Source organism: Streptomyces sp. NPDC034085 (assembly GCF_055575555.1).
Genome location: NZ_JBVISL010000005.1, coordinates 512,892 through 526,109 on the forward strand (window position 1 = coordinate 512,892; position 13,218 = coordinate 526,109).

At 74.2% G+C, this 13,218-nt stretch carries 11 protein-coding genes; 9 read left to right on the top strand and 2 right to left on the bottom strand.

Annotated elements, in window-relative coordinates:
- The first annotated feature begins 26 nt into the window (after nt 1–26).
- Nucleotides 27–548, top strand: coding sequence for a SigE family RNA polymerase sigma factor (locus tag ACZ501_RS21090; RefSeq protein ID WP_468797266.1), 522 nt, complete (start codon nt 27–29; stop codon nt 546–548).
- A 68-nt stretch (nt 549–616) separates the two neighbouring features.
- On the top strand, nt 617–1,864 hold the full coding sequence (locus ACZ501_RS21095; RefSeq protein ID WP_468797268.1) for a hypothetical protein: 1,248 nt from the start codon (nt 617–619) through the stop codon (nt 1,862–1,864).
- Between the two features lie 15 nt (nt 1,865–1,879).
- On the opposite strand, the gene ACZ501_RS21100 is transcribed toward ACZ501_RS21095, so the two are convergent.
- Nucleotides 1,880–3,595 carry a bifunctional 3'-5' exonuclease/DNA polymerase gene (locus ACZ501_RS21100; protein ID WP_468797270.1) on the bottom strand — a complete coding sequence of 572 codons (1,716 nt, stop codon included), beginning with the start codon at nt 3,593–3,595 and terminating at the stop codon, nt 1,880–1,882.
- A 609-nt stretch (nt 3,596–4,204) separates the two neighbouring features.
- Here ACZ501_RS21100 and ACZ501_RS21105 point away from each other — a divergent pair.
- The 3 genes from ACZ501_RS21105 to ACZ501_RS21115 all read left to right on the top strand — a co-directional run bounded on the left by ACZ501_RS21105 (nt 4,205) and on the right by ACZ501_RS21115 (nt 8,143).
- Nucleotides 4,205–5,383: a DUF2786 domain-containing protein gene (locus tag ACZ501_RS21105; protein WP_468797272.1), complete on the top strand. Its 1,179-nt coding sequence runs from the start codon at nt 4,205–4,207 to the stop codon at nt 5,381–5,383.
- 340 nt (nt 5,384–5,723) lie between these two features.
- On the top strand, nt 5,724–7,769 hold the full coding sequence (locus ACZ501_RS21110; protein ID WP_468797274.1) for an FUSC family protein: 2,046 nt from the start codon (nt 5,724–5,726) through the stop codon (nt 7,767–7,769).
- 128 nt (nt 7,770–7,897) lie between these two features.
- Entirely contained in the window at nt 7,898–8,143 is a 246-nt protein-coding gene (locus ACZ501_RS21115) for a DUF397 domain-containing protein (RefSeq protein WP_361600792.1), read from the top strand.
- 214 nt (nt 8,144–8,357) lie between these two features.
- Here ACZ501_RS21115 and ACZ501_RS21120 read toward each other — a convergent pair whose 3' ends face one another.
- On the bottom strand, nt 8,358–8,846 hold the full coding sequence (locus ACZ501_RS21120; RefSeq protein WP_362460121.1) for an ATP-binding protein: 489 nt from the start codon (nt 8,844–8,846) through the stop codon (nt 8,358–8,360).
- Nucleotides 8,847–9,208: 362 nt separating this feature from the next.
- Between ACZ501_RS21120 and ACZ501_RS21125 the strand changes: the two genes are divergently transcribed.
- From ACZ501_RS21125 to ACZ501_RS21140, 4 genes are all read left to right on the top strand, one after another.
- Complete coding sequence (locus tag ACZ501_RS21125; RefSeq protein WP_361600797.1) at nt 9,209–10,087, top strand: helix-turn-helix domain-containing protein; 879 nt, start codon at nt 9,209–9,211, stop codon at nt 10,085–10,087.
- Between the two features lie 92 nt (nt 10,088–10,179).
- Nucleotides 10,180–11,637 carry an aldehyde dehydrogenase family protein gene (locus ACZ501_RS21130; protein ID WP_468797276.1) on the top strand — a complete coding sequence of 486 codons (1,458 nt, stop codon included), beginning with the start codon at nt 10,180–10,182 and terminating at the stop codon, nt 11,635–11,637.
- Nucleotides 11,638–11,768: 131 nt separating this feature from the next.
- Nucleotides 11,769–12,281 (top strand): DinB family protein, encoded by a 513-nt coding sequence (locus tag ACZ501_RS21135; RefSeq protein ID WP_361600803.1) that lies wholly within the window; start codon nt 11,769–11,771, stop codon nt 12,279–12,281.
- Nucleotides 12,282–12,378: 97 nt separating this feature from the next.
- Nucleotides 12,379–13,137: a MerR family transcriptional regulator gene (locus ACZ501_RS21140; protein ID WP_361600806.1), complete on the top strand. Its 759-nt coding sequence runs from the start codon at nt 12,379–12,381 to the stop codon at nt 13,135–13,137.
- Nucleotides 13,138–13,218 lie beyond the last annotated feature (81 nt).

Sequence of the window (13,218 nt, forward strand, 5' to 3'; positions counted from 1 at the left end):
GGTGAGACGGACGCGAGGGGGAGTGCATGCGGCAGGGTCGCAGAGACGGGTTCCGCGAGTTCGCGGCAGGCCGGTCGGGGCATCTGTACCGGTCGGCCTGCCTGCTGGCGAGCGGGGACACCCACCTCGCCGAGGACCTCGTACAGGAGACCCTGGGGCGGATGTACCTGCTCTGGGGTCGGATCGCGCGCATCGACAACCCGGCCGCGTACGCGCAGACGGTGCTGGTACGGGTCTTCCTGACGCACCAGCGCCGCAGGTCGGCGGGGGAGCGCCCGGTCGGGGAGTTCCCCGATGCCGGGGGCGTGCAGCCGGCGGCGGGCGGCGCTGATCCGGCGCTGCGGCTGACGCTGCTGGAGGCCCTGGGGCGGCTGGCGCCCAAGGACCGGGCCGTGCTGGTGCTGCGGTACTGGGAGGACCGCAGCGTCGAGGAGACCGCCGAGGCGATGAAGGTCAGCTCGGCGGCCGTACGGACCCGCGCGTCCCGGGCGCTGTCCCGGCTGCGGGGGCAACTGGGCGGCACCCTTGCCGAGTTCGCGGGCCACTGAGGCGGCGGCGCCGTTCGCGTCCGCCCCGTCCCCTCTCTCCGCCAACCAAGTGGAAGGTCTGGTTCCCCATGCCCTTTGAAGACGAGCTAGGCGAAGCCCTCCGGAGCGCGGGTGCCGCTTTCACACCGGACCCGCAGGCCCTGCTGGAGGCGGGGGAGCGGCGCGGACGCCGGCTGGTGGCCCGCCGCCGGGCCGCCGTGGCCGGCGGCTCCGTGCTGGCCCTGGCCCTGGTCGGCACGGCCGGAGCCTGGACCGGCGGTCTGATCGGCGGCGACGGCACGGGCAACGTCGCGGCGGCGCCCGACCTGCCCGGCCGGGGACCGGCCAGACCGGGCGGTGGCGCCGACCCGCAGGCGCGGGCGGGCACGGGGGCGGTCACGGCCGGGCAGATGGCCGCCATCCTGAGGTCGCTCGTACCGGTGGGCCAGGTGACGGACATCGAGAGCCGGGGCACCGATGACCAGGCCCCCAGCGCCCGGGGGCTGGTGGACGACGGGAAGGGCAAGGGGCGCGTCGGCGTCCTGCTCACCCGCATCGACCCGGCCGGCGCGATGGCCCGCGAGATGACCACCTGCCCCGACCGCAAGAACGTGGCGTACGACTCCTGCAAGGAAGAGGTACTGCCCGACGGTTCCCGGCTGCTGCTGATCCAGTCCTACGACTACGACGACGCCCGCAAGTCGGTGAAGGACTGGCGGGCGACCCTCGCCACCCCGCAGGGCTTCCTCATCGACGCCTCCGAGGCCAATGCGACGCAGGGCAAGGGGGTTCCCGTCACCCGCCCCGAACCACCGCTGACCATGGCGCAGATGAAGGCCCTGGTGGTCTCGGACAAGTGGCGCCCGGCCCTGGACGACCTGCCGCCCGCCCCTTCGGAGAACACGGGCCGTACATCGCCCGAGCTCGACGCCGAGAACCAGCTGGAGCACCTGCTGCGCGAGTTCGAGATCCCGGTCGCCGACAAGGGCGGCGACGGCGGCTACGGCTGGGTGGTCCTCGACGACGGCCAGGGCCGCTCGCTGATCGAGCTCCGCGTCCAGCGGCCCGCCGACAGCAGCGGCTTCCCGGCCGACGCCGCCGCGCAGCCCGGCGGGATCCGGCTGAAGGCGTCGCAGGGCCCCGCCGGCCAGGGCGCGCCGGGGGTGGTCCGCTGGTCGGTGGACGCCCTGCGCCCCGACGGGGTGCGCCTGACGGTCTCGGCGTTCAACGCCCCGAAGCAGTCGGGTCCGGCGAGCCGTACGGCGCCCGTGCTCACGGTGGAGCAGCTGAAGAAGGTCGCGTTGAACCCGCTCTGGGACGACGTGTGGGAGCGCTGACGGAGCCGGCGGAGGTCACTTGGCGTCGGCGTAGCACTCCACGACCGCGGTGGTGAACGGGAAGCGGACCGGGGTGTCCCCGAAGGTGATGCGGCCGGCCAGGTCGCCGGCGGTGCGGATCGCCTCGGCGACGGCCTGCGCCTCCTCGGCGGGGCAGTGCACGATCACCTCGTCGTGCTGGAAGAACACCAGCTCGGCGCGCATCCCCGCGGTGGCCTGGCGCAGCGCCGCGAGCATGACCAGGGCCCAGTCGGCCGCGCTGCCCTGTACGACGAAATTACGGGTGAACCGGCCGCGGGCCCGGGTGTTGGTCGAGGCGTGGCCCGGGGTCCAGCCCGCGTCCTCGGCGTCCGCGCGCTCCTGCGGGATCCCGGCCTCGTCGGCCTCGGCGGCGCCGGCCGGCGGCGGGCAGGTGCGGCCCAGCCAGGTGCGTACGAGCCGCCCCTCCTCGCCCGCCCGGGCCGCGTCGTCGACGTACGCCACGGCGCGGGGGAAGCGGCGGCGCAGCGCGGCCAGGTTCTTCAGGCCGTCGCCGGAGGTCTGGCCGTAGACGGCGCCGAGGACGGCGATCTTGGCCTTGTCCCGGTCGCCGGAGAAGCCCTGGCGGGAGATGGCCGTGTAGAGGTCCTCGGGGCGTCCGGCCACCTCCATGAAGGCCGGGTCGCGGGAGATCGCGGCGAGGACGCGGGGCTCCATCTGGTCGGCGTCGGCGACGACGAGCCGCCAGCCGGGGTCGGCGACGACAGCCCGGCGGATCACCTTCGGGATCTGCAGGGCGCCTCCGCCGTTGGTGACCCAGCGGCCGGTGAGGGTGCCGCCGGGGATGAACTCGGGGCGGAAACGGCCTTCGCGGACCCAGTCCGCGAGCCAGGACCAGCCGTGGGCGGTGTAGATCCGGTACAGCTTCTTGTACTCGAGGAGCGGCGCGACGGCGGGGTGGTCGACCTCCTGGATCGCCCAGCGGCGGGTCGACCTGAGCCTGATCCCGGCCTCGGCGAAGGCCTTGATGACGTCGGCGGGCAGTTCGGGGCGCACGCGGCGGCCGAACGCGGCGGAGATTCGGTCGGTGAGCTCGGCCAGGCGGCGGGGCTCGCCCCCGCCCGCGTAGCGCTCGCCGAGCAGCTCGGTCAGCAGGGCGCGGTGCACGTCGGCCCGCCAGGGCAGGCCCGCCCGGTGCATCTCGGCGGCGACGAGGAACGCGGCCGACTCGGAGGCGGTGAGCAGGCGCATCCGGTCGGGGTGGGCGGTGGCGGCGGTCCGGCGCGCCTGGTCGGCGTGGACGGCGAGCAGGGCGTCGAGGGGGAGCGGGGCGGCCGGCTGGGGGTCGAAGAAGTCGAAGAGGGAGTCCTGCGCGGCGGCGCGGGCGGGCTCGGCGGCGCGCTGCGGGGGGTCCGGCGGGACGGGGGCGTCATTGAGCCGGGCCCAGGCGGCGGCGGCCGAGCGGGGCTCGCCGGAGCGGCCCTCGTGGGCGAGGAGCAGCTGCTCGGCGTCCTCGATGTCGTAGCACCGTTCGACGCGGGTGCCGGCGGCGAGGAGTCGGGGGTAGACGGCCGCGGTGGACCGCCAGATCCAGCGGGTGCCGGCGGGGGCGGAGCGGATCGCCTCGGCGGGGGTGGCGGTGCTGGTGCGGGGGCCGCGGGGCGCGGGGGCTCCGGGGAGGACGGGGGTGGCGTGCCACTGGCCGTCGGCGGTTTCGGCGAGGGCCCAGGGGGTGGTGGGGTGGTCGCTCACGAGTGCGAGTGTCCCACCGGGGTCTGACAGTGGGCGGGGCGGGCGCGCCGGTCCCGTGCCGGGGGCGGGCGGGGCCGCGGCTGCGGGGTGCGTGCCCGTTCCCACCCCCCGCCCGTTTTCCGGGGCCGCGGCCCGGGCCCCGGTGGGGCTGCGCCCCGGGTCCCCCGTTGGCTGCGCCCGGGTCGGGTGGGGGTGCGCCCCGAGCCGTGTGGGGTTGTGCTCGGGGCGCCGTGGGTGCCGGTGCCGGTGCCGGTGCCGGGCGGGGTGGCCGCTGCGCGGTGCGGGCCCCTCCCCACCCTTCGCCCGTTCCCCGGGGCCGTGCCCCGGCCCCCCGGGGGGCTGTGCCCCGGCCGGGCCCCCTGGGCTGTGCCCCCGTTCCCCTCGGGGCTGGGCCCCCGTTCCCCGGGGCTGTGCCCCCGTTCCCCTCGGGGCTGGGCCCCCGTTCCCCGGGGCTGTGCCCCCGTTCCCCTCGGGGCTGGGCCCCGGGCCCCCCGAGGGGCTGTGCCCCGGGGTGCGGGGCGGTTGCGTCGGGGACCCCGGGGGCACTCCGGTTCCTGGGGCTTCGTACGCGCCGGGAGGGGCGTTCGGTCGGCGTGTAAAGCTGAAGGGGTGACTCAGTGTGCCGAGATCGTCGACCGGGCCTTCGCGGCCGCCCTTTACGCCCAGGACGACGCCGGGCTCGACACCGGGGCCTCCGTGCTCGTCGCCGACGGCGGGCAGTGGGGCGGGGTCGGCCGGGAGTTGCTGGCGCGCGGGGAGGCGTACGTACGACAGGCCTGGGAGCGCGGCTGGCAGCCGGCCGACGTGCTGCGGCTGGTGCGGCGGGACCTCGACCCCGTGCACCTGCGCATCGCCGAGGACGTGATCGCCGCCGAGGCGCGGCGGTACGCGCGGCTGCCGCAGCGGTGGGGCGCGCCCGAGGTGTGGTGGACGGCGGACGAGGAGTACGCCGACGGCCTCGCGCGCCGCGAGAGGTCCGACCGGTTCACCCTCGCCACCGCCGTCCTGGAGGTGTTCCGGCTGCTGATCCGGCTGCCTTCCATCGAGCCGGTGGGCCCGCTGCCCGGTGACCCGGCCGACGCCCTGGCGGAGCACGCCCACATCGAGCCGCGCATGCTGGGTCGGATCCGGGCGCTGCTGGCGAAGGCCGAGGCGACGACGTACCCGGAAGAGGCGGAGGCGCTCAGCGCGAAGGCGCAGGAGCTGATGGCCCGGCACACGGTGGACGAGGCGCTGCTGGCGGTGCGCGGCGGCGGCCCGGCGCAGGTGCCCGGCGCGTGCCGGATCGGGGTCGAGCCGCCGTACGAGGAGGCCAAGGCGGTGCTGCTGGACGCGGTGGCGACCGCGAACCGCTGCCGAGCGGTGTGGAACAGCGGCTTCGAGTTCTCGACGGTGGTCGGCTTCGAGAGCGACCTGGAGGCGGTGGAGCTGCTGTACACCTCGCTGCTGGTGCAGGGCACGGCGGCGATGACCCGGGCCGAGGCCGCCCAGCGGGCGGGCGGACGAAAGCGGACCAAGACCTTCCGGCAGTCTTTCCTGCTCGCCTACGCCAGCCGGCTCGGGCGGCGGCTCGCCGAGACCGCCGAGCACACGGCCACCGAGGCGCCGGACAACCTGCCCGCCCTGGTGGCCCGGGACGTGGCGGTCGGCGCGCGGGCCGACGAGATGTTCCCCCGGACCACGACCACGCGGCTGCGCGGAGCCACCGACCACGCGGGCTGGGAGGACGGCACGGCGGCCGCCGACGCCGCCCACGTGGGCGGCGGCCGGAAGACCGCCCTGCCGTAGCCGCCGAAGCGGCACCGCGCTGCGGCCGGCGCGCCGCCTCCGGCGGGCGGGCGACCGCCCTTCCGCCGGGGGCGGCCTGGCGTCCGCCTTCTCGCCGTTGGCAGGCTGCCGTCTCGTGGGCGGTGCTCGTGCGCTGGTGGCCTCCGGGCCGTGCGCGCGTGGTGATCGGACCGCCCTCCGGCGGGCGGGTGGCCGCTCTGGTGCCCTTGGCGGGGTTGTGGGCGGTCGCCTGGGCCCGCCCACTCCGCGGCTGCCCCCGGCGGCAGGCGTAGGCCCCCGTGGCCGTTCGGGGCGAAGGTGGCGAAGGCGGAGGAATGGGGCAGCCGTTACGCTCGGTCCCATGGGCTGGCTCCGCGCGCTGAAGGACACCGCGCGGGCGGGCGTGGCGGTCGAGCGGGCACGGTTGGAGCCGCTCGTCGCCTTACGGGCCGCCGTGGGGCTGGCGATCGTCATCGGCGCCGGGCTGGCGTTCCTGGGCCCCGGGGCCGCCGCCAGTTCCGCCTTCGGGGCGTTCATGGCCGCCATCGCCACCTTTCAGCAGAGCTGGCGCCCGCGCCCCGCCCTCGCCCTCGCCTCCGGGCTGACCCTGGCCGTCTCGACCTTCACCGGGTACCTGGTCGGCTCCTCCCACACCGGGCTCTTTCTGCTCCTCCTCGCCGCCTGGGCCTTCGCGGCCGGGCTGCTGTGGGCGGCCGGGCCCACCGCCGGGATCATCGCCTCCGGCAACGTGGCGATCATGCTGGTCACCGTCACCCTGCCGACCTCCGTCCCGCAGGCCGCCGGGCACGCCGCCGTGATCGCCGCCGGCGGGGTGGTGCAGGCGCTGCTGATCGTGCTGTTCCCCGTCCGCCGCTGGGGCGCCCAGCGCGACGCCCTGGCCGACGCCCTCGCCGCCGAGGCGGACTACGCCCGCCGGCTGCGGCACGACCCCCTCTGCCCCTTCGACCCGGCGCCCCTGATGAAGGCCCGCGCCGCCGCCGCCGTCACCGTCCGGCAGGCCCGGCGGCGGCCCGCCGAGCTGCACGGGGCGCGGGGGCTCGCGGAGCGGATCCGGCCCGTGCTGGCCTCGCTCGCCGACCCGGCCGTCGGGGCCCCCGCCGAAGGCCCGGCGCGCGAACGGGTGCGGGAGCTGCTGGACGCCGCCGGGGCGGTGCTCGACGCCGCCGCGCACGCGATCCGCCACGGGGACCCCCTGCGCCTGCCCGGGCCGGCGGCGGCCGCGCTGAAGGCCCCCGACCTGCCGGAGGTGTTCACCGGCGCGCCGCTGCGGGCCGCGCGCAGGCTCGCCGCCCTGCTGGACGACGTACGGGAGACGGCCGAGCCGCGCTCCGGGCGCACCGCCGACCCCGCCGAGGCCATGCTGCGGCCCACCCTGCCCGCCCTGGTGCCGCTGGTGCTGAAGGACGTACGGGCCGAGCTGCGCCCCGGATCGCCCGTGCTGCGGCACGCCGTGCGGGTCACGGCGGCGGCCTGCGCGGGCTACCTCGTCGGGCACGCGCTGCCGTTCGGGCACGCGTACTGGGCGCCGATGGCCTCGGTGATGGTGATGCGGCCCGACTTCACGCAGACCTGGGCCCGGGCCGTCGCCCGCTTCGCCGGGACCCTGGTCGGGGTGGGCGTGGCCACCGCGATCGTGCAGCTGGCGCAGCCGGGGATGTACCTGTCGGGCCTGCTGGCGGTGGTCAGTGCGGGGCTGATGTACGTCCTGATGCGCACCGGGTACGCCGTCGCGCAGCTCTTCGTCTCCGCGTACGTGGTCTTCCTGCTCGGCATGGGCGGCGTGCGCTGGGACCAGACCGTGCCCGACCGGATCGCCCTCACCCTCGTCGGCGGGGTGGTGGCGATGCTCGCCTACGCGGTCTACCCCGCCTGGGAGACCCCGCGGCTGCGCACCCGCCTCGCCGACTGGCTCGCCGCCGACGGGCGGTACGCGGCCGCCGTGCTCGGGCAGTACGCCGACCCGGCCGGGGCGCGGCGCGCCGACGTGCGGGAGGCCCTGCTGGCGGCCCGGGACGCGCGGATCGCCTGGCAGGAGGCGCTCGTACGGGCGGAGGGGGAGCCGGTGCGTCACCGGGGGCTGTCCCGGGCGGCGGCCGAGGGCGCGGGGGACGCGCTGGCGGCGCTGGGCCGCAACGCCATGCTGCTGGAGGCCCACCTCCCCGACCGGTCCCACGCCCCGGTGCCCTGGGCGGCGGAGCTGGCGCGGGCGGTGCGCGAGGCGACGCGGGCGGGCGCGGGGGCGGTGCGGGAGCGGCGGGTCCCGCGGTGGGACGGGGTCCGGGAGCTGCTGGCCGATGCGGAGGCGCCCGGGCCCGGGGTCCTGCGCGGGGCGGCGGAGCAGCTGCTGGGCGCGCTGGAGGATGTGTCGGAGGCGCTGCGGCCCTGAACCGCCCCACTTGGTGATCAACAGTGAGGGGCGGAGCACCGCGCGTGCACGTGCATCTGCCCATGCATGCGGTGGGGAACACAGCTATGATCCGGTGCAGTTGACATCTGCACTATCGGGGGCTTCCTGTGGACCACGCGTACAACGGGATGGCAGCTGCAGAACTCACTTCCTTGTACGAGCTGAACTGGCAGAAGAGCAGACACAGCAACTCGCAGGGTTCCTGTGTGGAGTTCGCCAGGCTGCCCGGGGGCGATGTCGCCATGCGCAATTCGCGCTTCCCGGACGGACCGGCGCTCGTGTACACGCCCGCCGAGATCGAGGCGCTGCTGCTGGGCGTGAAGGACGGCGAGTTCGACCACCTGATCGCCTGATCACCTGATCACCTGATCACCCTGTCCCACCTGACGACCCGCCGCCCAGTCGCCGGCCGACGCGAGAACAGCCGACGGCCGACGCGAATCCCCTGAGGAACAGCGCACCGATCGAGCCATGCACGTGCACTGGCCGGGACCGGTCAGGTGACCGGTCCCGGCCAGTGGGCCGAGCGGATGCGGATGCGGTGGCGGGCGGGCGGGTGCGGAGCGGTCAGGCCGGGAGCAGGAAGAGCGCCCAGACCACCTTGCCGGTCAGCCGCCCCGCGAGCGGGTGCCAGCCCCAGCTGTCGCTGTAGGAGTCCACGAGGAACAGCCCCCGCCCCGACTCCAGGTCGCAGTTCTCGTCCGTGCGCTCCGGTGCGAAGGAGCCGCCCGGCCGTTCCTCGCTCGGGTCCCGCACCGCGCACACCAGACGCGTGCTCCACCGCATCAGGTGCAGCCGTACCGCCGCCTCCGGCTCGGCCCCGCAGGGACGCGCCTCGTCCGGAAGGGCGTGGCGCAGGGCGTTGGTGACGAGTTCGGAGACGACGAGGGAGACGTCGTCGAAGCGTTCGTCCAGGCCCCACTGCGACAGGGTGGACCGGGTGAAGGAGCGGGCGCCGCGCACCGCTTCGAAGCGGGCGGGCAAGGCGCAGGAGGCGGACCCGGAGACGGCCGAGGGGTCGACCGGGGGCAGCCCCTGCCGTAACGGCTCGAGCATGGTCGATCCATTCGTCCCCATGCGAGGCACTCCCGGGATTCGCGGACGAAGCGGGCGGCTCCGTCCAAAGAGAACTGCGGGGTGGGTCCCGCGCCGGCGCGAAGAGCACGCAGGTGCGCGGCACCATCGTTCCCAATGCCGAAGCCGGATGCAAGGGCAGATGCACGTGCACGCGCCGGACCTGTCCGCTCCCGTGACGGTTCTTGCTCATTTCTTCCTACGCATACTTACGGACTTCTTTTCCGGGACGCCGGATTCCGTTACAGAACGAGTACGGGCCGATGCGTTTTGGTGGCAGACTGCGGCACCGGGGTGCGGGGGCCCCGAGGCACGCACGCGCACACCACGCGCACACCTTTGCGATGGGGAGGGCAGTACTAGTGACCGCAGAAGCCAGCGGTTCTGTGGTGCGCCGCATCCTCCTGGGCTCACAGCTCAGGCGACTCCGAGAATCCCGCGGCATCACCCGTGAGGCGGCCGGCTACTCGATCCGCGCATCCGAATCGAAGATCAGCCGCTTGGAGTTGGGAAGGGTGAGCTTCAAGGCCAGGGACGTGGAGGACCTCCTCACGCTCTACGGGGTCACCGACGGCGCCGAGCGGGAGTCCCTGCTCGGCCTGGTCCGCGAGGCCAACGCGGCCGGCTGGTGGCACAGCTACGGCGACGTGCTGCCCGGGTGGTTCCAGACGTACATCGGGCTGGAGGGCGCCGCCTCCCTCATCCGCATCTACGAAGTGCAGTTCGTGCACGGCCTGTTGCAGACGGAGGCGTACGCGCAGGCCGTCGTGCGCCGCGGCATGCCGGGTGCCGGCGCCGCCGAGATCGACCGCCGCGTCGCGCTGAGGCTGGAGCGCCAGAAGGTGCTGGTCTCCGAGAACGCCCCGGTCTTCCACGCGGTCCTCGACGAGGCCGCGCTGCGCCGTCCGTACGGCGACCGGGACGTGATGCGCGGCCAGCTCGAACACCTCATCGAGATCAGCCAGCGCCCCAACGTGCGGCTCCAGGTGATGCCCTTCTCCTTCGGCGGCCACGCGGGCGAGAGCGGAGCCTTCACCCTGCTGCGCTTCCCCGAGTCCGACCTCCAGGACATCGTCTATCTGGAACAGCTGACCAGCGCGCTCTACCTGGACAAAGAAGAGGAAGTGGCGCAGTACGCACGGGCGATGGAGCGGCTCCAGGCCGACTGCCCGGACCCCGGACAGACCCGGGACCTTCTGCGCGGTCTGCTCCAACTGTCTTGATCCGCACGTACTATGACGTCTGATCAGTGCATGAAGATGACCGATCGGTCTCCGGTGCAGCGCAGGGGTGCGCGCTCGCAGTAAGGGATGGCATGTCCATATTCACCGACCTGGCTCACCAGTACATCGACGGCGAATGGCTGGCTGGCACCGGTTCGTGGGACATCATCGACGTCAACCCCTACAACGGGGAGAAGCTCGCGGCCATCACCGTGGCCACCGTCGAGCAGGTCGACCAGGCCTACCGCGCGGCCGAGCGGGCCCAGCGGGACTGGGCGGCCACCGGCCCCCACGCGAGACGCACCGTCCTGGAGCGCGCCCTGCGCATCACGGAGGAGCGCCGCAAGGAGATCGTCGAGGCGATGATCGACGAGCTCGGCGGGACCCGTCCCAAGGCCGAGTACGAGGTCCACCTCGCGATGGAGTTCCTGCGCGAGGCGGTGCAGCTGGCCGTCCGCCCCGAGGGCCGCATCCTCCCCTCGCCGGTCGCGGGCAAGGAGAACCGGGTCCAGCGCCTCCCGGTCGGCGTGGTGGCCGTCATCAGCCCCTTCAACTTCCCGTTCCTGGTCACCCTGAAGTCGGTCGCCCCGGCCCTGGCCCTGGGCAACGCGGTCGTGATCAAGCCGAACCAGAACGCCCCGGTGGCGGGCGGCGGGATCATCGCCAAGATCTTCGAGGACGCGGGCCTGCCGGCCGGACTGCTGAACGTGCTGGTCACGGACATCGCCGAGATAGGCGACGCGATCCTGACCCACCCCGTCCCCAAGGTCATCTCCTTCGCCGGCTCCGACCGCACCGGCCGCCACGTCGGCTCGGTCGCCGCCCGCCACTTCAAGCGCACCGTCCTCGAACTGAGCGGCAACAGCGCCCTGGTCGTCCTCGACGACGCCGACGTCGACTACGCGGTGGACGCGGCCGTCTTCAGCCGCTTCGTCTTCCAGGGCCAGGTCTGCATGGCGGCCAACCGGATCCTCGTCGACGCGGCCCTCGCCGAGGAGTTCACCGAGAAGTTCACCGCCCGCGTGCGGGCCCTGAAGACCGGCGACCCCCGCGAGGCCGACACCCACATCGGCCCCCTCATCAACTCCTTCCAGGCCGACGCCCTGACCGCGCTCGTGGACCGCGCCGTGGAATCCGGGGCGCGGGTGCTCGTACGGGGGTCTACGCGCGGCAACCTGGTCGAGCCGACCGTCCTCGCCGGGCTCCCGGAGGACTCCCCGCTGCTGCGCCAGGAGATCTTCGGCCCCGTCGCCCTGCTGGTGGTCTTCGACGGCGAGGAGGAGGCCGTACGCCTGGCCAACGCCACCCCGTACGGGCTGAGCGGCGCCGTGCACACCCGCGACGTGGAGCGCGGCGTCCGCTTCGCGCGGCGCATCGAGACGGGCATGATCCACGTCAACGACTCCACCATCGGCGACGAGCCGCTCGCGGCCTTCGGCGGCGAGAAGGCCTCGGGTCTCGGACGGCTGGGCGGCGAGGCGACGGTGGAGGCCTTCACCACCCAGAAGTGGATCTCGGTCCAGCACGGCCGCACGCAGTTCCCCTTCTAGGCGGGACGCGCCGGGGCAGGAGGGGATCCGTCCCGGGCGGCGATTGAGGACAGAGGCTGACCGCAAGCCGCCGTAACGTGTTTCTCGTCAGCAGCAGACGGCACGCAGCACACGGACAAAGGCGGTTGGTCATGGCTCAGCTTTCCGAAGAGGTCCCGGGCGACGAGCGCGGCACGCTCCTCACCTTCGTCGAGGCCCAGCGCCGGGCGATCCGGGAGGCCCTGGAGGGGGTGACCGAGGAGCAGGCGGCGAGCCGGCCCAGCGCCAGCGAGCTGTCCCTGTCCGGGCTGCTCAAGCACGTGGCCGAGATGGAGCTCGGCTGGCTGCGGATGGCGCAGCGGCGGGAGAACGAGATCATGCGCGACCGCCGGGACTACGCCGACGGCTTCCGGCTGCTCGGCGACGAGACCGTCCCCGGCCTGCTGGCCTTCTGGGACGGGGTCCGGGCGGAGACGGAGGCCTTCATCGCGGCCGTCCCCAGCCTGGACGACAGCTTCCCGCTGCCCCCCGCGCCCTGGTTCCCCGAGAACGGCAAGGTCTCGATGCGCTGGATGCTGCTGCACCTGGTGGAGGAGATCGCCCGGCACGCGGGCCACGCCGACATCATCCGGGAGTCCCTGGACGGCACCAAGGCGATGGGCTGACCCCCCGCCGGCGCCCCTCTTCGGGAAGAGGACTTGCACCTCACGCGGCGTGAGGAACCACAGTGGAGGGCGTACCCAACCAGAGGAGCGGAAAGCGATGGGCTACTCCGTGGGCCAGGTCGCCGGTTTCGCCGGAGTGACGGTGCGCACCCTGCACCACTACGACGAGATCGGCCTGCTCTCCCCGAGCGGCCGCAGCGGCGCGGGACACCGGCGTTACGACGACGCCGACCTGGACCGGCTGCAGCAGATCCTGTTCTACCGGGAGCTCGGCTTCCCGCTCGACGAGGTCGCGGTCCTGCTGGACGATCCGACATCGGACCCGAGGGAGCACCTGCGCCGGCAGCACGCCCTCCTGTCCGAGCGGATCGCCCGGCTCCAGCAGATGGCCAAGGCCGTTGAGCACGCCATGGAGGCGAAGAAGATGGGCATCAACCTCACGCCCGAGGAGCGGTTCGAGGTCTTCGGGGACAAGGACCCCGAGCAGTACGCCGAGGAGGCCGAGCAGCGCTGGGGCGGCACGGAGGCCTACGCCGAGTCGCAGCGCCGGGCCGCCACGTACACCAAGGACGACTGGAAGCGGATCCAGGACGAGGTCGCCGACTGGGGCGCCCGCTACGCGGCCCTGGTGGCGGACGGCGCACCGGCCGAGGGCGAGGCGGCCATGGACCTGGCCGAGGAGCACCGCCTGCACATCGGGAAGTGGTACTACGACTGCCCGTACGAGATGCACACCTGCCTGGGTGACATGTACGTCGCGGACGAGCGCTTCAAGGCGTACTACGACTCGATGGGGGCCGGCGTCGCCGAGCACCTGCGGGACGCGATCACGGCGAACGCGGTGCGCAAGGCGTAACCGGTCCTCTCCCGATACCGCCCCCTCCGGTCCCTGGAACCCGGTGGGGGCGGTGTGCGTTCATAATTGAGACCGCCTGCC

Bases quoted from the DNA above. Each gene is read 5' to 3' on its own strand.
- ACZ501_RS21090 (WP_468797266.1), top strand. From the start codon at position 27: ATGCGGCAGGGTCGCAGAGACGGGTTCCGCGAGTTCGCGGCAGGCCGG.
- ACZ501_RS21095 (WP_468797268.1), top strand. From the start codon at position 617: ATGCCCTTTGAAGACGAGCTAGGCGAAGCCCTCCGGAGCGCGGGTGCC.
- ACZ501_RS21110 (WP_468797274.1), top strand. From the start codon at position 5,724: ATGGGCTGGCTCCGCGCGCTGAAGGACACCGCGCGGGCGGGCGTGGCG.
- ACZ501_RS21120 (WP_362460121.1), bottom strand. From the start codon at position 8,846: ATGCTCGAGCCGTTACGGCAGGGGCTGCCCCCGGTCGACCCCTCGGCC.
- ACZ501_RS21125 (WP_361600797.1), top strand. From the start codon at position 9,209: ATGGGGAGGGCAGTACTAGTGACCGCAGAAGCCAGCGGTTCTGTGGTG.
- ACZ501_RS21130 (WP_468797276.1), top strand. From the start codon at position 10,180: ATGTCCATATTCACCGACCTGGCTCACCAGTACATCGACGGCGAATGG.
- ACZ501_RS21135 (WP_361600803.1), top strand. From the start codon at position 11,769: ATGGCTCAGCTTTCCGAAGAGGTCCCGGGCGACGAGCGCGGCACGCTC.
- ACZ501_RS21140 (WP_361600806.1), top strand. From the start codon at position 12,379: ATGGGCTACTCCGTGGGCCAGGTCGCCGGTTTCGCCGGAGTGACGGTG.